Origin of the sequence: Pedobacter sp. AW31-3R (assembly GCF_052180285.1) — a bacterium.
GTDB lineage: Bacteria > Bacteroidota > Bacteroidia > Sphingobacteriales > Sphingobacteriaceae > Pedobacter.
Map to the genome: position 1 here is coordinate 3,641,391 of NZ_CP197475.1, position 22,550 is coordinate 3,663,940.

A 22,550-nucleotide genomic window follows, 5' to 3' on the forward strand; every position below is an offset into this window, starting at 1 on the left:
AACGCCCACAATCTACTGACCATGACGTCAGTGGCTCTATTTCTCTAATGCTGGTATACCTGAAACGATTCCTGCATATTGCATTGAAAATCCTGGAAATACCATATATATATGGTCTAACCTGTCAGAAATAGAGGCAATAATACTTATGTTACCGCGTTGTGGTGGCACAAAATTGTGAGTCCGGACCTAGTATGGAGAAACCTAAGAACTTCTTTTTTTATTTCAACTCATTACATTTTTTTAACACACATCTTTACAGCTTTTGAAACTAATTTTTATTATGCAGCTACCAACTCAGGAATTCACACCACTAATTATGCTCGTCACTTTCATTTTTTTGCTGGTCCCGTCATTTTTATTCATTTATTTCCACGTATATAATTCAAGAAAGAAAAGGCGCCTGGAAGAAACAATCAGGCTCGAACAGGAGTTCGCTACAGAAATATTAAAAACCAGGATAGAAGTGCATGAAAATACATTACAGGCCATTGGTGCAAATCTCCATGACAACATAGGGAATTTAGTCAACCAAATCAACCTTACCTTGAAATCTTTAACAGAACAAACAGAAAGTCTCGATGAGAAAATTACAAATGCGATCGATCTGACCAATCAAACCCTAACGGAACTTAACTTTTTGGATAAATTATTCCAAGGAAAAGAATTAAAAATGGGATTACCCTATGCAATTAAACATGAGCTCCTCTTGCAGAAGAGAATAGATAAATTTAAATATGTTTACATCAACTCAGACCAGCACCACATCAGTCAGGAAAAACAACTGGTCCTATTCAGGATATTCCAGGAAATAATTAAAAACATCACCAGACATGCTGAAGCAACGCTCATACAGGTAGAAGCCAATTTCTGTAAAAACGTGTTTATAATGGACGTTCGTGATAATGGAAAGGGCTTTAACACCAACCTTCCAATGGGTAAAGATGCCATGGGTCTTCATCATATGTATAGAAGAGCCCGTATGATTAATGCTGAAGCCATTGTCAAGAGCCAACCTGGTGCTGGAACCCATATCAGCATCCAGGTTCAGTTATAAGGACTACATTCGTCAATGAGCACTAAAACTTGTCGTCTATAAACTCCAGCCCATTATTTGCATCACCCTGCTAAACTCTTGATTTACCGATGCTTTTAAATGTATCTCCTCCTGGGTTACAGGGTGTTTGAATAGGAGTTCAGAAGCATGCAATAACATGGTAGTCATGTCCCATTGTTCTTTAAAAAAGCGATTTTGCTTATTGCAACCATGCTTGCGATCGCCTATAATGGGATAAAAAATATGTGCAAAATGCTTACGCAATTGGTGCATACGACCGGTAGTCGGACTTGCTTCCACAAGTGAGTATCTTGATGTTGGATGCTGCCCCAATGGTATAGGTAATTCAGCCCTGTCTAAAGTAACGAAGGACGTAAAAGCGTCTTGCATATTTCCATTTTCTTTAGCAAGTGGGTAATCAATATCCTGCATATCTGGAGAAAAGCCCCTTACAATTGCAAGGTATTTTTTTTGAACTGCCCCATTTTGGAACTGCTGGTGCATCGCTACTTCTACATCCTTTTCGAAAGTAAATAAGAGCAATCCTCCTGTTTTCCTGTCCAACCTATGGACAGGACTTACCCTCCTATTCACCTGATCCCTCAATAGTTGCAGGGCAAATTCCTTTGCGTCGTTCGCGATGGAAGAGCGGTGTACCAATAGTCCATGCGGCTTATTGATGGCAATGATATGCTCATCCTGGTATACAATTTCAAGCATTAATTTTTTTCACGAAGATAGCGCTTTACACGAAATCCGAGGCCAATTTATTTTCAGACTTGTTTTTTCTCCAATTCTTCATGGAACTCAATAATCTTTGTCATCGTATCAACAGTTATTTCATAATTTTTAATCCCAACAGTCTTAATGTAATCAGCCTTAATATGATTGGCATTTTGCTTAATACTGCTGTAAAGTGACTTCCCTGTATCTGTTAGATAAATCATAATTGACCTGGCATCAGTCTCACTTTTTTCTGAATAAACAAGTCCAAGATTTTCAAGCTCCTTGACTGTTTTACTGACCCCTTGCTTGGTCACCAGTATTCTCTTGACAAGGTCGTGATTGGATATACCTGTATCACCTATACTCATGAAATACGGCAAAAAGGTAACATTAAATCCTTCAGACCAAATTGAAGCCAAGTTCCTCCCTGCATAACGATCCATTAACCGTTTAAGAATATAATTAAGCCTAAATAATATTCTTTCAGACTCTATATGATCATCCATATGGTAAAAATAGGTGTAAAAGTTTAATTGTTAACATGACCTACCATCTAAATAACATTTTTCTTTCCTTATACCTACAGCCCGCATGTGATCCTACTTATCTTTGCAAGATGAAGGTTTGAAAAGAATAAAAGCAAATAAGCCAAGGTCTTTCCCATAAAAAAGGTACAGCAAATATACGCTATACCTTTTAAAATTAGTTCCTGTCCACCCCCCCGGAACGATTATTTACTGTGCCAGGATAAGTTAATGAATTCAAATGAACAATAATCAGGGCATATCGCCAATGCTTAATCTGTTTTCACCAGTAATTTATTTTTCTTTCCCGAGTAGTACCTGAAGCCGAGATATCCGCAAACAATAAAAAGTAACAATACCCATAAGTTAGCCACGAAAAGAATAAACTCCACAAAAAGAACCCAACCATTAAGAAAGTTTGTCATCAGTCTAGTAAAGAAATGAGGACGATAATCTGATAAATCCTCATTGGCAACCACCACTTGTTTAACGGTACCTGATTGATAGAAATTTAAGGTAATTGTACTCATTTTCACCCTTTCGTCAATCAACATATTCGCTATCTTTTTATCAACATTTTCATTTTTCAGATCAAGAGTCGACTTCACCTGATTATTCTTCTTTGAAGCATATTTTTTAAGCTGTCCAGTGGCTTCCGAATTGTTCTCCTTCTTCAGGAAATTTGAAAGATAAGCGGCACCCTGATTGTCCATTTTCATCGATTGGTCTTCTACAAATACAGCCATCCTGGCAACTTTATTCATAAATGCATCTATCCTGTCCACTGGAATATTTGCAATGACTACACCATCTGTCTGGTAAGAATTGAGCTCCAGTAAAGAATCTGCAGAATACCGGACCTTCTCCGTCTGAAGTATCCTGTTGTGTATGGAAAATTCAGTTACAGCACCTCCCTCTGTTCCGATGATGCTGCTTAACCTTTCTTTGGTGGACTGTACATCCCTGACTCTAAACCGCATATCTGCAGTTTTAATGATTTTCTCCGTCAGGGTATCCAATAAAGGCTCTTTTGCCAATTGATCAGCATATTCATTAGATTTTTCACTATTGCAGCCGAATAATGCTATTGTTATTAAACAATAGATAAAACTATTTTTCATACAGATTAAATTAAAGATTACAACCTTAATACCTACTTGCATCATAGGTAACCCTTAAAAAGAAGAAATGAACAGGAATCAACAGCAAAAGCCTGATCGGACAAAGATCAGGCTTTAATTTATACCGAAGCGCCAAACACTGATAAACAACAATTTATGAACATGCGCGAGCCGTATCCTTAGCTACTTATACCTGATACAGGCCCACGCAAAATTCATAAAACAAAAAAACACTCCACTACATGAATCTTAATATTTTAATCGATGAACTCCGGAACTTCATCATGCCATGCATTTTGAATTTCCAGTTCCATTTCTTTTTCTGCACGCAATTTTTTGATTTCCAGTTTTAACAAAACTGAAAACACAAGTGCAATGATCAGTAAACCTGCAAAGCTGTACATTGTCGCATTATAGCTATTTGTAGCACTGCGGATCCCTGCAGAAAACAACGGCCCAGCCATCCCCGCAGCAGCCCATGCAGTAAGCATATAGCCTAATATTGCCCCAAGTTCCTTAGTCCCAAAAAGATCCCCTATATAAGCTGTAACAGATGAAAAACCTCCACCGTAACACGAGATGATCAGAAAGATCACCACCTGAAATAAAATTGCATCAGTTATACTTGGAACAAGCAAAAATGCAAGGATTTCAATCCCCAGGAATAGTATAAAGGTATTCGGCCTACCCAGATAATCTGATAGTGTAGCCCAGCCAATGCGGCCTCCTCCGTTAAATATACCCATTAGACCTACCATTGCACCTGCTGCCACAGCTGACAGCCCGGCAAATTCCTGGGCCATTGGAGAAGCAGCTGAAATGATAGCCACACCGCAACTGATATTGATAAAGAACATGATCCATAAATACCAAAAACGTTTGGTTTTAATGGCTTCAGCCGAAGTAAGCTGAGAAAGGTCTTCTTTAACTATTTTTTTATCAGAAGTATTGTCTGTGGTCATTCCCGCAGGAGCCCAACCAACTGGTGGTGCAGCGATATAACGGGAAGAAGCAAAAATCACCAAAAAATAACTTCCTCCCATAATAAAGAAAGTATTGGAGATACCAACAGAAGCAATTAAAGCAACAATCAATGGGCTGCTGATGACAGCGGCAAACCCAAATCCCATGATAGCCAATCCTGTGGCTAATCCACGCTTATCCGGAAACCATTTTACCAATGATGATACAGGTGTAATGTATCCTATTCCTAGACCTATCCCACCAATTACCCCGTAAGAGAGGTAAAGCATCGGTAAAGATTCCAGCTGTATGGCCAATCCAGATCCGGCAATCCCCAGGCCAAACATAACCGCCGCAATAAGCCCCGATTTTCTCGGCCCCATTTTTTCTGCATAACGCCCAAGAAAGGCAGCTGAAATTCCAAGAAAGAAGATGGCAAGACTAAATGTAAACTGTGTCTCCTTCAATCCCCAGCCAAATTTATCAATTAAAGGCTTTGTATATACGCTCCATGCATAAACAGAACCGATAGATAGGTGCATTCCTACAGCAGAAGCTGCAATTAACCACCTGTTTTTTACTTTTTTCATAGCATCATCATTAAAAATTTGATAGTGCAAAGTAAAGTGATAATCAGAGGCTAAAAATGATAGTTATCAATATAAATACTGATAGTTGTGACAAGTTTTCTTTAAAATTAACCCAAAAATTTATCCATTTTTTAATTATATTGTTACATATCATTTTTAAACTAAAATAAGCTGACTATTTTTGAAAAAATTCAGGCTGCGTCTATGTCAACAATTCCTCAGAAGAACGAAATCAAAGACCTTGGGTCAACTTTACTGGATATTGCGATGGTTTTAATGGTCTCTGGTGCCAGTACTGCCAGGATCAGAAATACAATAGACAGGATTTCCGATTCTTTTGGTTTTACCTCAAATATGCTCATCAGTCAAAGAAGTATCATGTTGAGCATATACAATGATGACAATGATTGTATTTTCAACAGTTTAAAACGCACCTCACTCCATGCTGTAAATTTTCATGCCGTTTCAGAAATCAGTCAGATGAGCTGGCTGGTGGTAGAAGAAAAATGGGACATTAAAAAAATTAATGCCGAACTCATCAGGATCATGTCATTACCGCATTATCCAAGATGGGTAATTATTGGACTAACAGGCTTGGCAGGTGCATCATTCTGCCGTCTGGCAACAGGAGGTGCTTTTGATATGGCTTTTGTTTTTCTGGGTACTGCAGCAGGTTTATTTATCCGCCAGGAGGCTACAAAGATGAGATTCAACCCTTATCTATGTGTTTATTTTGCGGCACTTACTTCCTCTTTAATTGCAGGCAGTCTCGTTAAATTTCACCCACAGATGAACCACGAATTTGCTTACGCGACATCAGTGCTGTTTTTAATTCCAGGAATTCCTTTAATCAATGCATTTTCAGATATGATTGAAGGAAACCTGCAAAATGGCTTAATAAGAGGGCTTAATGGATTCATTATATCATTTTCAATTGCTTTGGGTTTATTGACATCAATGGCTATTTATCAGTTTTAAAAAATGGATTGGATTATACTACTTTCAGAAAAATGTATTTGGTTCGGATTTGCCGCCCTCGGTTTTGGGGTTCTCTTTAATGTACCCTCCAGATCACTGATACCCATTTTTATTTTGGGGGCACTGGGAGGTTTTACCAAAGTTGTCATGATGCATTTTGAAATAAACATTGTCGTCAGCTCCTTGTTCGGAGCAGCCTTAATCGGTTTCCTGAGTATCCCTTTTGCCCATTTGAAACACGCTCCACCACCGATATTTGCAATTCCAGCAGTTATTCCCATGGTACCAGGCGTGTTTGCCTATCGCATGATGCTCGGCCTCATCGACCTCGCCTCCGATAAAGACCCTGAAACTTACAGCAATATCTTATCACTGACCACCCATAATGGTTTAAAGGTCATGTTCATCCTGATGAGTCTGGCCATCGGTGTAGCATTGCCCATGTTGGTCACCAGGAAAGAATCAGCCAAACAAATCAGGTTCAGGAATCCGATCAAACGAAATTAAGCCTGTCCCCAGATTTTACCAGGATGATTTGATCTTTACAGAAAGATAATAATTCAATTGGGCATCCACCAGCTCACCCATGGTTTTACAAGCCTTAAATGAAGAATGGTCATGGTATTCACTTAATTCAAGGGCCAGTTGATCCACTTTTCGTTGCGGAGAAATCAAGTCGGTCTTCATACAGTTCAACAGATCCATCAGACGGTAATGAACTAATCTGGCCCGGCTATTAATTAAACTCCGCTCCTCTTCCTGGTATTGCCGCATGGTTTGTTTGTCCATATGCTTAATGCCAAGCATCACCAGGGGATTGTTTTCCTTAAAATAATGTGGCAGGTAAAACTGTCGACGTCCTTCATAAGATTGCTGGTCAAAATCTATTGCCCTGATCCGGTACTGGTTACCTTCAATATCAGGTGTAATATGTACTACATAATTATAGGAACGCATATCACCCAGCAACCGTATAAAACACCTTTCATTGAACTTCACAAATTCCTTACAAATCCTTATCTGATTAAATTTAGAAGTATTAATCCGATGTTCAATGAATACATCTCCGGGAAGACCAGAAATATGTTCTTCTATCAGCGTCTCTCCGTCGGTGAGGTAACTGATCCTGTTTGGGGAAAGGATATGTTCCAGTTCCAGTCCGTAAACCCTTGAAGCATCAGCAACCTTCACATAAAAGTAATCATAATTGTCATTAAACTTGTTAATCACCCGAATCCTGAACGGTTTAGAATTGCCAAAAGTACAATAATCTATTTGTGCAATCTGCAGGTGTTCCACCACTTCCAAATCCCCGGAAGCAGTCATCAGCGAATAAATACCTGTTAAACTCGGATACAACTCCATCATTTCCGACTGATCATAGTATACAGTCTGCCATAAGGTATCGTGCCCATTTTTATCCAGCAACGGAACACTTAACTGAAATCGTAATAGATCTGAATATTGCACGGCAAGCTTCAGGTTTCTGTTATACTTTACCAGATAATCATTCAGTTTATCATTAATGGTATAAAAATATTTTTTTCTTGACGGGACATCAAGCCGGGATTCATACTCTGCCATAGGTTGAAGTTAAAAATTTTATTCATTTATCACCTTTACAGCAATAAATAAAAAGTAAAAGCGACCACCAGAAGGTAGTCGCTTTGGGTAAACTGCTAATTATTATATTGGATTACGCTTCTATCAATTCATTTTTTGTTGCTTTTGGAGCTGGCGATTGTTTACCTTCAAAAGCTTTGATATACAATTGTTTCATCTCACTGATCAATGGGTAGCGAGGATTGGCACCTGTACATTGGTCATCAAAAGCCTGCTCGGACATAGTATCCAAGCTAGCATAGAATTTACCTTCATCAACACCAAATGCTTTAATGGATTTAGGAATATTCACTTTAGCTTTCAGGTCTTCAATGGCTGCAATCAATAACTCCACTTTCTCGTCTTCAGTATTGCCACCAAGGTTAAGGTATTCTGCAATTTTTGAATATCTCCATTTAGCATTCGGATATTTATACTGAGGGAAGGCCGCCTGTTTTCTTGGGTTATCCACGGCATTAAAACGGATCACATCAGTAATCAGCATACCGTTGGCTACACCATGCGGAACATGATGCGTAGCACCTAATTTATGGGCAAGAGAATGGCATATTCCCAGGAACGCATTGGCAAAAGCCATACCTGCAATTGAAGAGGCATGTGCCATTTTCTCCCTGGCTTTGATATTAGATTCCCCTTCTGTATAAGCAAGCGGCAGATATTTAAAGATTAACCTGATGGCTTCCAATGCCAGACCGTTCGTGAAATCTGAAGCCAGAACAGAAACATAGGCTTCCAAAGCATGAGTAAGGGCATCAATACCTGTTGCTGAGGTCAGACCTCTAGGCATCGTCATCATCAACTCAGCATCTACAATAGCCATGTTCGGTGTCAACTCATAATCTGCCAACGGATATTTAATGTCCGTATTCTCATCGGTAATTACCGCAAATGGGGTAACTTCTGAACCCGTTCCTGCTGAAGTTGGAATAGCTACAAAACTAGCTTTACCACCCAGTTTCGGGAATTTGTATACACGTTTACGGATATCCATAAAACGCATGGCCAGATCTTCGAATTTCACCTCAGGATGTTCATACAACACCCACATGATTTTTGCAGCATCCATTGGAGAACCACCACCAAGAGCAAGAATGGTATCTGGCTGGAAGCTGATCATTTCCTCTGCCCCTTTTCTCGCTGTACGCAATGTCGGATCAGGATCTACATCAAAAAATACAGTATAAGCTATACCAAGTTCCTCCAATACTTTAGTCACATGTGTAGTAAAGCCAAGTCCATGTAACACTTTATCAGTCACAATGAATACTTTCTTTTTACCCAGATCCTTTAATTCTTTCAGTGCTACAGGTAAGCAGCCATATTTAAAATAGACCTTCTCTGGCATTCTGAACCAAAGCATATTTTCTCTTCTACTCGCCACGCTTTTTATGTTTAAAAGATGTTTAACTCCGACATTTTCTGATACTGAATTACCTCCCCAGCTGCCACAACCAAGTGTCAGTGAAGGTGCAAGTCTGAAGTTGAAGATATCACCAATCGCACCTTGTGATGCAGGCATATTGATAATGGTACGTCCCGTTTTCATCGCAGTTCCGAATTTCTCAATCCTGTCCTGAGATTTAGCAGGATCGGTATACAAAACAGAAGTATGTCCGTAACCACCCAACTGAACCAATCTCACTGCTTTGACTAAAGCTTCATCAAAGTCTTTGGCTTTATACATGGCCAATACAGTGGAAAGCTTCTCATGTGAAAATGGTTCCTCCAGCTCAATAGACTGAACCTCACCAATAAGAATTTTAGTTTCTTCAGGAACCGTAATTCCGGCAAGAGCAGCAATTTTGAAGGCCGACTGACCAACAATATTGGCATTCAGCGCACCGTTAACCAGGATAAGTGCACCAACTTTACCAACTTCAGATTTTGTCAGTAAATATGCACCTCGTTCCTTTAACTCCTGTTTAACAGCATCATACACTTTATCAACAACAATCACACTCTGCTCTGAAGCACAGATCATTCCATTATCAAAAGTCTTAGACAGGAGGATTGAATTCGCTGCCATTTTAATGTGCGCAGTTTCATCAATAATTGCAGGTGTATTACCTGCCCCCACACCAATCGCTGGTTTGCCTGAGGAATAGGCTGATTTCACCATACCCGGACCACCGGTAGCGAGGATTAAATCTGCCTGCCCCATCAGGATCTGGGAAAGCTCTACTGAAGGCTCTTCAATCCAACCAATAATGTTTTCAGGAGCTCCGGCTTTTACCGCTGCATCTAAAATAATTTTAGCCGCAGCAATCGTAGAATTTTTAGCACGTGGATGCGGTGAAAAGATGATACCATTACGGGTTTTTAATGCAATAAGTGCCTTAAAAATTGCTGTAGACGTCGGATTTGTTGTCGGAACAACTGCAGCAACAACACCAATCGGCTCTGCAATTTTCTTGATACCGAAAGCTTCATCGCTTTCAATCACCCCACAGGTTTTCTCATCCTTGTACTGATTGTAGATGTATTCCGATGCGAAATGGTTTTTGATAACTTTATCTTCCACCACTCCCATTCCCGTTTCTTCAACGGCAAGTTTTGCGAGCTGTACGCGGGCGTTATTGGCCGCCATAGCTGCTTGTCTAAAGATCTCATCAACTTGTTCCTGGCTGAAGGTAGAGAAGAGCACTTGTGCCTCCCTGATCTTTTCGATTTTTTTGATTAACTTTTCTGCGTTAGTCGCTTCCATAATTAAGGGAATTTAGCCGGCCCCCACTACTCAACATTTATATATAATGTTTACCGGCGGTTAAAATTCTTTTTATATCAGTTGAAAACTGTCAAACTTTTTATGAATTAAAGATAGTGTACTTTATACACTATAAAAATGATTGTAGTCAGTCAAACTGCTGATAGTGATCAGTTTTAAAAAAATAATAAGCGCCATATACCCGAAAATCACTTCAACACCACATTGTTAAAATATTTACTAAAAATATCAAATGTTTTCTTCTTAATTTCTTCTGATGGTGTAGGTGTATCTTTCAGGGGATATTCCAGATTAAGCAATTCCCATTTATGCATACCCAGTTGATGGAAAGGGATAATTTCTACTCTTTCTACGGTTTTATAATCCGCAAAATACCTGGCCCACTCTTCTACGTATTCTTCCTGGTCACTCCAGCCTGGCACCAGTACATACCTGAGCCACATTTTTTTACCGGTCGACTCCCTGTAGGCTGCCAGTTGAAGAGAAGTTTTATTGGACTGTCCGGTCAGTTTAAGATGCCATTCTTCATTGATGTGCTTTACGTCTAGCAGCAAAATATCGGTATGTCTCAACAGTTCATGTACGTCCGGCGTATTCAAGCGGCCATTAGAATCCAGACAGGTATTTATTCCTTCTTCATGAAGCATTCTGAAAAAGGTACTGAGTTTACTGCGCTGCAACAATGGCTCTCCACCGGAAACAGTCACACCTCCTTCTTTCCCAAAATAGTTTTTCTGACGTACGGCACGTTTCACCAATTCCTGAATCTCCACGATTGTGCCGCCTTTAACATCCAGAGAATCTGGATTCTGACAGTACAAACAGCGAAACTGACATCCCTGAACAAAAACAACCATTCTGATCCCTGGACCGTCATGCGTTCCAAAAGTTTCCAGTGAATGGATTCTCAGGTGTTCTGGATCATTTTCATTGAGTTTAGCGGCTTCAATATCCTGTAAAGGTAAATACATATTCTAATTTAGTAAAAAAAAAAGAACCAGGTCATTTTACCGACCTGGCTCCACTATATACACATGAACACTCGAATTCTACATTTTTTCGTGGAAGGTCCTGGTGATTACCTCCAGCTGATGGGCCCTTGATAATCTCACAAAGTTAACTGCGTATCCGGAAACCCTGATGGTCAGTTGCGGATAGTTTTCAGGATGTTCGTAAGCATCAATCAACGTTTCACGATTCAGCACATTTACATTCAGGTGATGTGCACCTTGTTTAAAGTAGCCATCCATTGTATGGTAAAGGTTCTGCACCTGCTCTTCTCTGGTGTCTCCCAATGATTTTGGAATCATCGAGAAAGTGTTGGAGATACCGTCCTGAGCATCATTATAATCCAGTTTACAAACCGAATTTAAAGAAGCGATCGCACCACTGCTATCTCTGCCATGCATCGGATTTGCACCCGGAGCAAATGGCTCACCTGCTTTACGACCGTCTGGGGTAGCACCTGTATTCGTACCGTACATTACATTCGAAGTAATGGTCAGCAGGGATAAGGTAGGCACAGAGTTTTTATAGGTAGCATGTTTGCGAAGCTCACCGATAAAGTATTTGGTCACTTCCTGTGCGATTGAATCTACACGATCATCATCATTTCCATACTGAGGATATTCACCTTCAATTTTAAAATCAACAGTAAGTCCTTTTTCGTTGCGTACAGGAGTTACTTTTGCATATTTAATCGCAGACAGTGAATCTGCAATAATTGAAATACCAGCAGCACCATAAGCGATATCGATCCTTGGATCACTATCAACGAAAGCCATCTGGGCTCTTTCATAATAGTATTTATCATGCATGTAATGGATGATGTACATTGCTTTTGCATACACTCTTGCCAATTCAGCCAACGTGCGTTTAAACACATCAAAAACAATATCATAATCCAATGGTCCCTCAGGCACAGCCGGAATGTTTTTAATCAGTTCTACTCCATCATGTTCCTCTTTACCACCATTCAAAGCAATTAAGAGTGCTTTAGGTAAATTGGCCCTCGCTCCAAAATGCTGAATTGATTTTCCAATCTCCTGATAGGAAACACAGCAAGCAATACCATAATCATCAGAACCACGTGTGGTACGCATCAGATTATCATTTTCATACTGGATGGATGAAGTATCAATTGATGCCTGAGCACAGAATTTTTTAAAGTTTTCAGGTAACGCATCAGACCACAACACTGTTAAGTTCGGTTCTGGTGAAGCACCCAGGTTATATAATGTCTGAAGGAAACGGAAGGATGTTTTGGTCACTTTCGTACGTCCGTCTTTAAGGATACCACCGATAGCTTCGGTTACCCATGTCGGGTCACCACCAAAAATCTCATCATAAGATCCTGGACGCAGGTGACGCACGACACGCAATTTCATCACAAACTGGTCAATCAGCTCCTGCGCAAGATCTTCTGTCAACAATCCGTTTGCCAGATCTCTTTCAATGTAAATATCAAGGAAGGAAGAGACATTACCCAGAGACATCGCTGCACCATCCTGCTCTTTAACGGCAGACAGATAAGCAAAATAAACCCATTGTACAGCTTCCTGTGCTGTTTCAGCAGGACGGGAAATATCAAAGCCATATTCTTTAGCCATGGTCACCATATCCTTTAAAGCACTAAGCTGCGCATTGATCTCCTCACGTAAACGCACTTTATGCTCAGTCATCTCTCCACCTACATTCAGTAAATCTGCTTTTTTGGATTTGATAATCTGATCAATACCGTACAGGGCTATCCGGCGAAAATCACCAATGATACGGCCACGCGCATAATTATCAGGCAAACCTGTCAGCACATGTTTCGAACGGAAACCACGGATTTCAGCATCATACGCATTGAAAACTCCTTCATTGTGATTTTTAGCATAGTTGAAAATATCCACAACCCTTTCGGATACTTTTAAGCCCCGCTCATTCACAGCAGACTCCACCAGCTTGATCCCTCCAAAAGGTTTCATTGACCTTTTCAACAACTGATCCGTCTGAAGGCCAACAATCACTTCATCTTCCTGTTTGATATAACCAGGCCTGAAGGCTGTAATATTTGAAATGGTCTCGGTATCAATTGCCAGAATGCCATTATTCGCTCTTTCCTGTAATAATACTAATTTACAGGCTTCCCATAAACTGTTTGTTTTAGGGGTTGGCCCCGCTAAGAAAGATGAATCTCCCAGGTAAGGCCGAATATTTTTTACAACAAAATCATAAACATTGATTGTTGAATTCCATTCACCTGACTCGAATTGAATGGCTTTTGTATCTGCTTCCATAATGATATGTATTAAGATTATGATTCAAATGTAGGGAGATAGTGAACCAATAACTATGATATTAATCACATAAAGAGATGATATTTAATTTATTTTAAAAAAAATAAAACCAGGCAAATCAACCGACTGGTAAACAGCCCGATTACTTCATTTTATGAACGGAATTCACTGATATCAACAACCCGGTCAGCATCCGTATTTACTCTAAGAAAAGAGATTCCTTCCGCATTTTTCTGCCAGCTGTAATTGTGCTGGATCCATGCATATAATTCACCCGGCTTCCCTGGTGCTTTGGCAGACAAAGGCTGGTTAAAAACTTTCCCTGAGGGGTAATGAACCTGATATAACGAGGATTCCAATAAAAAAACTATGGTCTTGCGGTCAGGAGAATTCACAAAATGTAATCCCTGAATCCGCTGTCCTTCATCTTTACGCTTGACCAGATAGGCTTTCGGGTTGACAGTACTGATAAAAAAATCATTGTTAATCAAATATCCGGACCTGCCTATTTTCGTCATCCCTTTGGTAAAACGACTATCTTCAGCACCATTGGATGGCCGGTACAGGCTGACGATATCCAGCTTTTTATCTTTTAACGTAATCATATAAAAAGGAGCGGTCAAACCCGAACTGTCGGCCGATTGTACCAGCATACAGGTCTTCTGACTATTCAGGAACTGGGCAGAGGAAAACTTGTCTGTGAGATCAGTTCCTGCACCGGATTGTATCCTAATCAGTGTATCACGTAACTTCACCTGCATCAAGTCTTTGGAATCACCATCAGAATTAACAGAAGCTGAAGTGTTTAACGTAAAAATAGATAAAGAATCCTCTTTTGCTTCAACATATGCATTAAAGCTTTCATTGGCAGTAAGGATCCTGGGAGTGTAAGTCTTTTCGAGTTGTTTTTGCTGGCAACCGAATAAAAAAAGAAGAGCGAAGGAGGCGTATAAATTTGATTTCATAAATAGTTTTAATCCTCTCTGCCTGATCATATACCATCAGGCTACAGGAGCGTAAATACGCAGGATTAACGACTATTTATGAAAAAAATTATAGGGTATACGAATACATTGATAAAAAAAAAGTCAGGCACAACTCCTGAAAGGGAATATTAACTCACGATTACAAAGCTTATATACCGCCGATTGTTTTATAAATGGTTCTGGCACTTGAAATGATGACCAGCGTACCTACCAGTATCAATATCGTTTTGGTATTCAGTTTACCCGCCAGTTTTGCAGCAATGGGAGCAGCGAGTAATCCCCCAATAATCAGTCCGGCGATGGTCTGAATATGGCTGGTGCCAAGAATAAGAAAAAAAGTCAACGCACTTCCAAGGGTGACAAAAAACTCAGTTAAACTTACCGTTCCAATGATATAACGTGGTGTTTTACCTTTAGCAATGAGTGTACTGGTCACCAGTGGTCCCCATCCACCACCTCCAAAGGAATCAAGAAAACCACCGGCACCGGCCAGCCATCCCGCATGTTTAACCTTTCTCGATTCATTTTTCTTCCTGAAAGCATTCAAGAGGATACGGCCACCAAGCAGAAGTGTATAAACCGATAAAACCGGCCGCAGCCAGCTTCCGTATTCCTCCCCCAGATAACAGAGCAGAAGGGCCCCCAGAATTGCCCCCAGCACACCTGGCAGCAGTAAAGTTTTAAATAATTTTTTATTGATATTACCGAAACGGTAGTGACTGAAGCCGGAAGCACCGCTGGAAAACATTTCTGCCGTATGGATACTGCCACTGATCGCTGCAGGGTTAAGTCCGGTGGAAAGCAAAACTGTTGTTGAAATCACCCCATACCCCATTCCCAATGCCCCATCAACCATCTGTGCCACAAAACCGGCAAGAACCATCCAGCCAAAAACAGCATCAATATCCAGATTCACCGCAAAGGTATTAAAAGCCCTCACCAGATTGTCCATCGGATAAAAGGAAGAAACTGCATGCCCAATGATAATGAAGGCAAGGGCAAACAAACATCTCCCGGCAAAACGTTTCCAATAGCGCTCCTCCCTGAAATTATAGGCCTTGGAAGGAATAATCTTGAGTCCATCATTGCCAATAAGTGAAACAAGTATTCCCTTCTCCGTTGCTATTTTCCTAATGTGCTGATTCAATTCCGAATCCGTTACTTTTATAAGGATCAAATCATATTTACCAATGCTTTCAGAAGTATACAAAGCAAGATCGCTAGGTGAAGTGTCTTTTATCGTATCCGAATGAATAATCCGGTTCTTTTTTTCCAGGCTAGCAAGCGCATTATTCAGCTCAGGGCTTTCTCCTACAACCAGAATTCTGAATCCATTATTTTTTTCCAGGTTTGCCGTGGTTCCAGATAAAATATCTTCTTTAAGTAAGGTGTCTTTCATTTATGATCGCCGTTTAGAATAGCTATTTTTTACTGAGGGTAAATATATAAATATTCTACCAAACTAATAGACTTAATATGCTAAATGATATGAATCGCAGCAAATGATATCAACTTCATGGATATAAATAAGTGTTGAAAACTTCAAATACTTTTTACAATCATTCTTAATAACCTATATTTGTCCTCCTAATCCTCTGGAATTTTGTTAAAAAAAGTCATAAAGATCAATTATAATCAAATAGCTAATGTTTAAATCTGTACAAACAGCTATAGTTCAACTGTTATCTGTCTTTTTTTTGTTTATTTGTTCCTGTACAGGCATTCAGGATAAAAAAGAAACTGATAACAAATACAGTCTTTATATCCTGAATAAAGATGAGCGTAGATTTTTGGTGGAGACCCATACCCTCGACAGTGGTATACTGATCCCGGAAAAAGCCGGAGCTGAAATTATCGGCGATAGCCTGGACCGTGATATGATTGTAAAAGATGGCTTTTATTACGCCAAAGATTCTGAAAATCCTTTTTTCTCCAAATACAGGATTCAGGAAAAAAAACTCATAAAAGTTGCCAGAATCTCCGCGAATGACTTTTTTCTTGTCAATTATTTCTGGACAGCTGCAGATACGGTTTTACTTACCGGACTCAACAAGGGCGATTTCTCGCAGGCAAAATATAAGCTGGTCAATACTGCCGAAATGGTGGTTATAGATTCTGGCACGATGGATATCCCCAAACCTTCCGGAAAGTATTCGTCCATATCCCTGGGCTTTGCGGAGCTACATAAAAATAAACTTTTTGTTGGGTATACCTACCAACAGCAGCTCAGTTCATTCAACTATACCACAAGTGATACCACCTACCTGGCGGAAATGCAATTTCCACAGATGAAGACTTTAAAAACAGAAAAAGATACACGTTCAACCTATCCTGGTGGAATGAATACCGTACAACCCTATGCCTTTGAGGACGAACAAAGAAATTTTTACTTCATCTCCTGCCCAGGAATTGCGCTTGGAAACAGACCCGATCTTCCAACCGGAATATTCCGTATTAAAGCAGGTGAAGAGGTGCTTGACCAGTCCTACTTCTTCAATGTATCATCACAAATACATAACCATGCCTATGGAATATGGTACCTCGGTCAACAGAAGGCCTTGGTAAGAACCGAAAGAAAAGATCTTTTTAAAGGCCTGGGTGACCATTACAGCGCCGCACATTTTGAATTTTATGTTATAGATCTTTCCGGTAAAGTCATTCAAAAGCTCGCTTTACCTTTAGATAAGGGTACACGCCGGGCTTGCGTAATCGTGGAAGGGCAAAAAGCCTATATTGCGACCAACTCAGATACAGCTGGCAATTATATCTGGATCTATGGAATCAATGACGGAACCCTAAAAAAGGGCCTGCAATTGGGAGGCAAAACAAACTTCATTATGAGATTAGACAGGCTGCACTAATCGTACCCGGAAGAACCAATTTGTCATACATAACTATAGGCCTGGAGCTCCTGTCCTTGCTGAACATCCTGAAATTCATTCCCCAATAAGGTGACCCCAACCTCCATACTCCTGAACTGAATATTTCCGAAAATACTGGCCAATGCCGTATCAGTAGCATCAATACCTGTAGCTATTTTGATCAACCCGGTCAAAGGAACCAATTTTGTTGCGTCCATGATCACCCATCTGCCACCAAGATACACTTCAAAACAAGCATGAAAATCCTGTGGTTTTAATTGGTAGGCATATCCGGTGAAATACCTTGCAGGAATAGTCATCGCACGGCAAAGCGCAATCCCAAGATGTGCAAAATCACGGCAAACACCAACCTGCTCCGTAATGGTATCATTTGCGGAAGTCTGCGCCGTAGTGTAGCCCCCGGCATATTCAACATTGCTGTAAATCCAGTCGCAGATTGCCATCACTTTTTCATAGGCATGATCAATCTTACCGAATTTATTGAAAGCAAACTTATACAGTTTGTCCGATTGACAATACCGGCTCGGATGAAGGTAAGACAATACCGAAAATGGCATCTGAGTAATGGGTACATCATATAATTTTTCTGTAGGAATGATATCAAATTTATTTTCCACCTCCGCTTTATATAGAAAGGAGATCTTCCCGGCATCAGGAATTTCAATGACCTTTATTCTTTTCTCACCCGGTGTAATAGAATAGGCATTGTTAATTTTCACCTCATTCGAAGAGCTGAATTCTTCCTTTAGCACCTGCTGGCCGGAGGATTGAAAAGGTTCAATATTTAAAATCAATGTAGATGGAATCCATGTTTCGTAGGCCAATTTGGCTGACACCTCAAATTTCATATTTCCTTTTCTTTAGGTCCCGGTTTTTTATTAAAAGCTAAGTCCATCCATTCCTCAGGTATTCTTTCCAATGCGGTTTTCAACTCATCTGCCCATTGTTCAGAAATACTTTCAAGGTCTTTTTTACCATAGCGCTGCTCAATCATATCAAAACTATTGTTATGGTAAAGCACCACATCAATTGGAAAATCTACATCATTCGCACTCACACGCGTCGAGTCAAAAGAAAGAAATCCGGTTTTCAGTGCCAGCTGCATACTTGATTCACTCGTTAGTGTTCTGTTCAGTATCGCCTTTCCATGTCCCGAATTACCGATCACCACAAATGGGGCTCCCTCACCCAGCTCCACCCAGTTCCCTTCAGGATACAAAAGGAACAGCTTGTGTTCTTCATCATCCTTCAACTGTCCGCCAATAATGGTATGCAGGTTGAACTTCAATCCGGATTGGTCAAGCGCCTCTTTGTCTTCTTTGGCTACCCGTTTGATCTGCGCACCAAATGCATTTACAGCTTTATATAATTTGTTGTGTTCAACACCTTCATCTATCAGTTCCCTGAAATACAGTACAGCCTTATCACGTACAGAACGCAATCCGCTCGTCATGATAAACAGTGAGTATTGATCACTTTGCTGAATATAAACCTTCTTCTTTTCAGTAGTATCTGACCCTGATGTAATCCTAGTATCAGCTATTGCTACGAGGCCCTCTTTAACCTTTATTGCTAAACAATATGTCATAATAGGAGTTTTAATAAAATTCAAATATACCAATCAGCGATCAACAAAGAATCGAATTTTATATTTTCAGCCTGTTTATGTTATTATTTATCCATCTTCTAGGCTTAAAATTTGATAATTTTCACTTTTTCACTTATATTTTCTTTTGAAGTGACCGGTAAAAAATAAAAACTATAGTGGTAGTCTTTAGCCTGCAGCTGGTATTTCGCCAATGGTGCAGCTTCATTGCTCCAGCTATCATTGCCGCCAACGCCCATTTGAATCAGGTCAATATTCAGGGTCAGATACCCAGCATCCTTCAGTTTATTGGTATGTTTAGCTGCTTCTATATTCTCTTCCGTATACGGCCATACACTCATACTTAATAAGCTGTCGGCCACAACAGCGACCCCCTCCTTACCATCGGAAAAAGACATCCATCTCACATCCGTACGGTTTCCATTCTCCTGCGGAACAGCATAGGGTTCCATAAAGTCAGCTAAAGACTGCGTATAAATGGCAGCATCAAAACCATAATTCCTGTCGATGTAATTTTCCAGCAATCCCTTACCATACCAGGAAATGGTATCATATTGACGGTTAATTCCTCCCTGCATCCCTACCTTTGGCAGGTTAGGCAATCCCGGCTCGGCCTGAAGTGAATAATCCACTTTTAGGACCCCTTCTCCATTTAAAGTATATTTCAGCACTACCTTTGCACTGTCATGAATTAACGTATAGGTACTTTTCAGACTAATCAGTCCTTTATCTATACGTTCCAGCTGAATATCCTTTAGTTTCAGATCAGGTGCATACCAGGGCTTCAATTTCTTTTGTGTTTTCCATCCCCTTTTATCATTATCAGTTAAAGGACGTGAAAAATGCGGAAGGAGCGGTTTGACCACCTGTTCTTTGCCTTTCCATAGATAGGAACTCAGCGCACCATCACTTTTACTGAAACGAAGCTCGAAATCTTTACCACTGAAAACATAATATTTGTTATTTTCTGTAGAATTTACTTCAGGATATTTCCGCACGGCGACCTTCACTTTAGCCATTGTATTCAGGGCAAACTGACTTCCTGCAACCTCATGTCCGGCAGGAGCCCATTGAACTGCCTTAGGCAGGCTGAAATGAACTTCCCCAAGATATTCTGATCCCTCATCCATTTTCAGCAGCAAACGGGAAATATTGATTACGGTATCTTTTCCAGCCTTTAGGTTCAATGGTGCCAGTATTTTGTTGAAGATCAATTTACCATCTTTACGGATCAGCAAGGTGGCGGTGTACCTGTTCAGATTGCTTACCGCATAGCGGTTGGTTACTTTCAATAGTCCTTTGGAAGGATCAGTCAGTTCCACTACAGCTCCCTGATACACCCGTTTACATTCATACATGGCTGCTTTCGGTCTTCCATCAGAAGCAACAACTCCTTTGATGGTGAAATTATCGAAGTATTTTTCTCCAAAATCCCCCCCATACGCATAGTACGCTACCCCGGCACTGTCTTTCTGCAAAATCCCCTGATCCTTATATTCCCAGATACACCCCCCTATTATTCGTGGTGTAGAACGGAAAACATCCCAGAAATCTTTCATATTCCCTACGGAATTACCCATGGCGTGTGCATATTCCACAAAGAAAATCGGACGCTTATCGCCGTTATCCTGCTCCGCCAATAATTTCGGTGTAAAAATACCAGGGTACATCCGGCTCACCAAATCAACGTAGGAAGCATCCTGCGGATTTTGTGTACGGTGTGAATGGTCATTGGGCTTTAAATACAATGGGTTTGAAGGATCCATATACCCCTCTAGTCTCGGATCACCCATTGCCGGCTCATAATGTACCGGGCGGCTGATATCAAAATCATGGATCCAGGCCGCCATCGCCGCATGGTTTGGTCCGCGGCCAGACTCATTACCCAGACTCCACATGATGATACTGGGGTGATTTTTATCCCGCATCACCATCCTGCTGCTTCTCTCCAGATAGGCAGCTGTCCATAGCGGGTCGTTACTTAATTTACCACCTAATCCATGTGTTTCAAGGTTAGCCTCATCAATCACCAGAATACCATATGCATCACACAAATCATAAAGGTAAGGATCCATCGGATAGTGACTGGCACGGATACAGTTGAAATTAAACTGCTTGATCATTTGTACATCCCTCCGGATATCTTCCCGGGAAAGTGCTTTTCCTTTAACCGGATCATGATCCGGACGGTTTACGCCATAGAGGTAAGTTTCCTTTCCATTGATCAGTAATTTACCAGTTGTTGTAGAGAATGCTATACTTCTGAATCCCACCTTACAACTCTTCACTTCAAGCACATTTCCGGTGCTGTCTTCCAGAGCAATCAGCAATGTATATAAATCCGGTACCTCGTCACTCCATTTATCAGGATTTACCAGTTTGGTTTCCAGCAATCCGAACTTCACATTATCCAGTCTGGGATAAATCTCATTAATGATACTTTCTGCCTTTCTTTCCATGGGTTCCGTCTGTACCTTCTTCCCATTTTTATCGAATAAGAAGGCTTTAACCTGATATCCCAATACTTCTTTTCCAGTTAGGTTTTCAATCCTTGGACGTATACTCAATACCGCATCCCTATAGTCCTTATCCAATTTGGCCTGCCAGTGAAAATCGGCAATCCTCAGCTTAGGTTCTGCCAGCAGCATCACCTCCCTATGGATACCACTCAACCGCCAATGGTCCTGATCTTCAAGGAAACTGCCGTCCGTCCATCGGATCACCTGAACAGATATGATATTCTCCCCCGCCTTCAGGTATGGCGTTATATTAAACTCTGAAGACAGGAAACTATCTTCAGCATATCCCAGAAACTGTCCGTTCAGCCATACCTTAAATCCTGAACTCACCCCTCCGAAATGGAGGGTAACATTCATGTCCTTCCAGTTTTCAGGCAGGTTAAATGTACGCTGGTAGCTACCTGTACCATTATAATCCTGCGGCACATGGGGCGGATTTACCGGACGAAATGGATAGACTGCACTTTTATATATAGGTTTATCATATCCTTTCATTTCCCAATTGGAAGGTACCTCAATCTTTTTCCATCCGGATACCCTGCCTTTATAAAAATCCTTAGGGGCAGCCGAAGGGTTAGCAGCAAAAGAAAAATCCCAATCTCCATTAAGCGAGATCATCCTGGATGTTTTGGTCCTGTCGCCACGCAGGGCATCAGCAACATTTTCAAAGGAATAAGCAGTAGCCCGGGAAGCATCGCGGTTTATACCACTGACCAAAGGATCCTCCCATGGCTCCCTGTTATAGATTACCGGGGCATGGGGAATGGCCGTTGGTGTTTTATCAACCAGTTGTGCGTAAGAAATTGAATTTAAGAAGATGAAAAGAAGGATAAGCGACCCTTTAAGGAGCGCACAGCTATTTGATAGTTTCATTTGTTGCTATTTACAGGTGGGCACAATGGCCCAAAATCATTTCGTTGGATGGTAAAAATAAATGGTTTGCGGAAGCCATAATTATATTATTTT

Annotated in this window: 17 protein-coding genes; 4 read left to right on the forward strand and 13 right to left on the reverse strand. The window is 40.6% G+C overall.

Going from position 1 to position 22,550, the window contains the following annotated elements:
• The first annotated feature begins 283 nt into the window (after positions 1–283).
• Positions 284–1,057: a sensor histidine kinase gene (locus ACSBL2_RS15050; protein ID WP_442587359.1), complete on the forward strand. Its 774-nt coding sequence runs from the start codon at positions 284–286 to the stop codon at positions 1,055–1,057.
• A gap of 36 nt (positions 1,058–1,093) precedes the next feature.
• Here ACSBL2_RS15050 and ACSBL2_RS15055 read toward each other — a convergent pair whose 3' ends face one another.
• The 4 genes from ACSBL2_RS15055 to ACSBL2_RS15070 all read right to left on the reverse strand — a co-directional run bounded on the left by ACSBL2_RS15055 (position 1,094) and on the right by ACSBL2_RS15070 (position 4,981).
• Positions 1,094–1,777, reverse strand: a complete 684-nt coding sequence (locus tag ACSBL2_RS15055; RefSeq protein ID WP_442587360.1) for a pseudouridine synthase — start codon at positions 1,775–1,777, stop codon at positions 1,094–1,096.
• A 53-nt stretch (positions 1,778–1,830) separates the two neighbouring features.
• Positions 1,831–2,289, reverse strand: a complete 459-nt coding sequence (locus ACSBL2_RS15060; RefSeq protein WP_442587361.1) for a MarR family winged helix-turn-helix transcriptional regulator — start codon at positions 2,287–2,289, stop codon at positions 1,831–1,833.
• A gap of 290 nt (positions 2,290–2,579) precedes the next feature.
• Entirely contained in the window at positions 2,580–3,428 is an 849-nt protein-coding gene (locus ACSBL2_RS15065; RefSeq protein WP_442587362.1) for a DUF4349 domain-containing protein, read from the reverse strand.
• 257 nt (positions 3,429–3,685) lie between these two features.
• On the reverse strand, positions 3,686–4,981 hold the full coding sequence (locus ACSBL2_RS15070; RefSeq protein WP_442587363.1) for an L-lactate MFS transporter: 1,296 nt from the start codon (positions 4,979–4,981) through the stop codon (positions 3,686–3,688).
• Positions 4,982–5,185: 204 nt separating this feature from the next.
• Here ACSBL2_RS15070 and ACSBL2_RS15075 point away from each other — a divergent pair, with 204 nt between their 5' ends.
• Together ACSBL2_RS15075 and ACSBL2_RS15080 are read left to right on the forward strand one after the other, a co-directional pair.
• Positions 5,186–5,959, forward strand: a complete 774-nt coding sequence (locus ACSBL2_RS15075; protein WP_442587364.1) for a threonine/serine ThrE exporter family protein — start codon at positions 5,186–5,188, stop codon at positions 5,957–5,959.
• 3 nt (positions 5,960–5,962) lie between these two features.
• A complete protein-coding gene (locus ACSBL2_RS15080) occupies positions 5,963–6,466 on the forward strand; it encodes a threonine/serine exporter family protein (protein ID WP_442587365.1) in 504 nt (167 codons plus the stop codon).
• Between the two features lie 15 nt (positions 6,467–6,481).
• On the opposite strand, the gene ACSBL2_RS15085 is transcribed toward ACSBL2_RS15080, so the two are convergent.
• The 6 genes from ACSBL2_RS15085 to ACSBL2_RS15110 form a co-directional block, all read right to left on the reverse strand.
• Entirely contained in the window at positions 6,482–7,543 is a 1,062-nt protein-coding gene (locus ACSBL2_RS15085) for a hypothetical protein (RefSeq protein ID WP_442587366.1), read from the reverse strand.
• Between the two features lie 112 nt (positions 7,544–7,655).
• Positions 7,656–10,286 (reverse strand): bifunctional acetaldehyde-CoA/alcohol dehydrogenase, encoded by a 2,631-nt coding sequence (adhE, locus tag ACSBL2_RS15090; protein WP_442587367.1) that lies wholly within the window; start codon positions 10,284–10,286, stop codon positions 7,656–7,658.
• Positions 10,287–10,495: 209 nt separating this feature from the next.
• A complete protein-coding gene (pflA, locus tag ACSBL2_RS15095) occupies positions 10,496–11,278 on the reverse strand; it encodes a pyruvate formate-lyase-activating protein (protein WP_442587368.1) in 783 nt (260 codons plus the stop codon).
• A 78-nt stretch (positions 11,279–11,356) separates the two neighbouring features.
• On the reverse strand, positions 11,357–13,591 hold the full coding sequence (gene pflB, locus ACSBL2_RS15100; protein ID WP_442587369.1) for a formate C-acetyltransferase: 2,235 nt from the start codon (positions 13,589–13,591) through the stop codon (positions 11,357–11,359).
• Positions 13,592–13,743: 152 nt separating this feature from the next.
• On the reverse strand, positions 13,744–14,556 hold the full coding sequence (locus ACSBL2_RS15105) for a hypothetical protein (protein WP_442587370.1): 813 nt from the start codon (positions 14,554–14,556) through the stop codon (positions 13,744–13,746).
• 169 nt (positions 14,557–14,725) lie between these two features.
• Positions 14,726–15,976 (reverse strand): TSUP family transporter, encoded by a 1,251-nt coding sequence (locus ACSBL2_RS15110; protein ID WP_442587371.1) that lies wholly within the window; start codon positions 15,974–15,976, stop codon positions 14,726–14,728.
• 247 nt (positions 15,977–16,223) lie between these two features.
• Here ACSBL2_RS15110 and ACSBL2_RS15115 point away from each other — a divergent pair, with 247 nt between their 5' ends.
• Positions 16,224–17,438 carry a hypothetical protein gene (locus tag ACSBL2_RS15115; protein ID WP_442587372.1) on the forward strand — a complete coding sequence of 405 codons (1,215 nt, stop codon included), beginning with the start codon at positions 16,224–16,226 and terminating at the stop codon, positions 17,436–17,438.
• A 23-nt stretch (positions 17,439–17,461) separates the two neighbouring features.
• On the opposite strand, the gene ACSBL2_RS15120 is transcribed toward ACSBL2_RS15115, so the two are convergent.
• The 3 genes from ACSBL2_RS15120 to ACSBL2_RS15130 all read right to left on the reverse strand — a co-directional run bounded on the left by ACSBL2_RS15120 (position 17,462) and on the right by ACSBL2_RS15130 (position 22,457).
• Entirely contained in the window at positions 17,462–18,307 is an 846-nt protein-coding gene (locus ACSBL2_RS15120; RefSeq protein WP_442587373.1) for a transglutaminase-like domain-containing protein, read from the reverse strand.
• The gene (locus ACSBL2_RS15125; protein ID WP_442587374.1) at positions 18,304–19,047 is read right to left on the reverse strand and encodes a peptidase; all 744 of its coding nucleotides are present in this window, start codon (positions 19,045–19,047) and stop codon (positions 18,304–18,306) included. Before ACSBL2_RS15125 ends, ACSBL2_RS15120 begins: the two co-directional genes overlap by 4 nt.
• Before the next feature lie 104 nt (positions 19,048–19,151).
• Positions 19,152–22,457, reverse strand: coding sequence for a glycoside hydrolase family 2 TIM barrel-domain containing protein (locus ACSBL2_RS15130; protein WP_442587375.1), 3,306 nt, complete (start codon positions 22,455–22,457; stop codon positions 19,152–19,154).
• Positions 22,458–22,550: the final 93 nt, after the last annotated feature.

What these genes read in the sequence shown, in the direction of transcription:
- ACSBL2_RS15060 (WP_442587361.1), bottom strand. Translation starts at nt 2,289, where the DNA reads ATGGATGATCATATAGAGTCTGAAAGAATATTATTTAGGCTTAATTAT.
- ACSBL2_RS15050 (WP_442587359.1), top strand. Translation starts at nt 284, where the DNA reads ATGCAGCTACCAACTCAGGAATTCACACCACTAATTATGCTCGTCACT.
- ACSBL2_RS15085 (WP_442587366.1), bottom strand. Translation starts at nt 7,543, where the DNA reads ATGGCAGAGTATGAATCCCGGCTTGATGTCCCGTCAAGAAAAAAATAT.
- pflB (WP_442587369.1), bottom strand. Translation starts at nt 13,591, where the DNA reads ATGGAAGCAGATACAAAAGCCATTCAATTCGAGTCAGGTGAATGGAAT.
- ACSBL2_RS15125 (WP_442587374.1), bottom strand. Translation starts at nt 19,047, where the DNA reads ATGACATATTGTTTAGCAATAAAGGTTAAAGAGGGCCTCGTAGCAATA.
- ACSBL2_RS15080 (WP_442587365.1), top strand. Translation starts at nt 5,963, where the DNA reads ATGGATTGGATTATACTACTTTCAGAAAAATGTATTTGGTTCGGATTT.
- ACSBL2_RS15120 (WP_442587373.1), bottom strand. Translation starts at nt 18,307, where the DNA reads ATGAAATTTGAGGTGTCAGCCAAATTGGCCTACGAAACATGGATTCCA.
- ACSBL2_RS15070 (WP_442587363.1), bottom strand. Translation starts at nt 4,981, where the DNA reads ATGAAAAAAGTAAAAAACAGGTGGTTAATTGCAGCTTCTGCTGTAGGA.
- ACSBL2_RS15055 (WP_442587360.1), bottom strand. Translation starts at nt 1,777, where the DNA reads ATGCTTGAAATTGTATACCAGGATGAGCATATCATTGCCATCAATAAG.
- ACSBL2_RS15130 (WP_442587375.1), bottom strand. Translation starts at nt 22,457, where the DNA reads ATGAAACTATCAAATAGCTGTGCGCTCCTTAAAGGGTCGCTTATCCTT.
- pflA (WP_442587368.1), bottom strand. Translation starts at nt 11,278, where the DNA reads ATGTATTTACCTTTACAGGATATTGAAGCCGCTAAACTCAATGAAAAT.
- adhE (WP_442587367.1), bottom strand. Translation starts at nt 10,286, where the DNA reads ATGGAAGCGACTAACGCAGAAAAGTTAATCAAAAAAATCGAAAAGATC.
- ACSBL2_RS15115 (WP_442587372.1), top strand. Translation starts at nt 16,224, where the DNA reads ATGTTTAAATCTGTACAAACAGCTATAGTTCAACTGTTATCTGTCTTT.
- ACSBL2_RS15110 (WP_442587371.1), bottom strand. Translation starts at nt 15,976, where the DNA reads ATGAAAGACACCTTACTTAAAGAAGATATTTTATCTGGAACCACGGCA.
- ACSBL2_RS15075 (WP_442587364.1), top strand. Translation starts at nt 5,186, where the DNA reads ATGTCAACAATTCCTCAGAAGAACGAAATCAAAGACCTTGGGTCAACT.
- ACSBL2_RS15105 (WP_442587370.1), bottom strand. Translation starts at nt 14,556, where the DNA reads ATGAAATCAAATTTATACGCCTCCTTCGCTCTTCTTTTTTTATTCGGT.
- ACSBL2_RS15065 (WP_442587362.1), bottom strand. Translation starts at nt 3,428, where the DNA reads ATGAAAAATAGTTTTATCTATTGTTTAATAACAATAGCATTATTCGGC.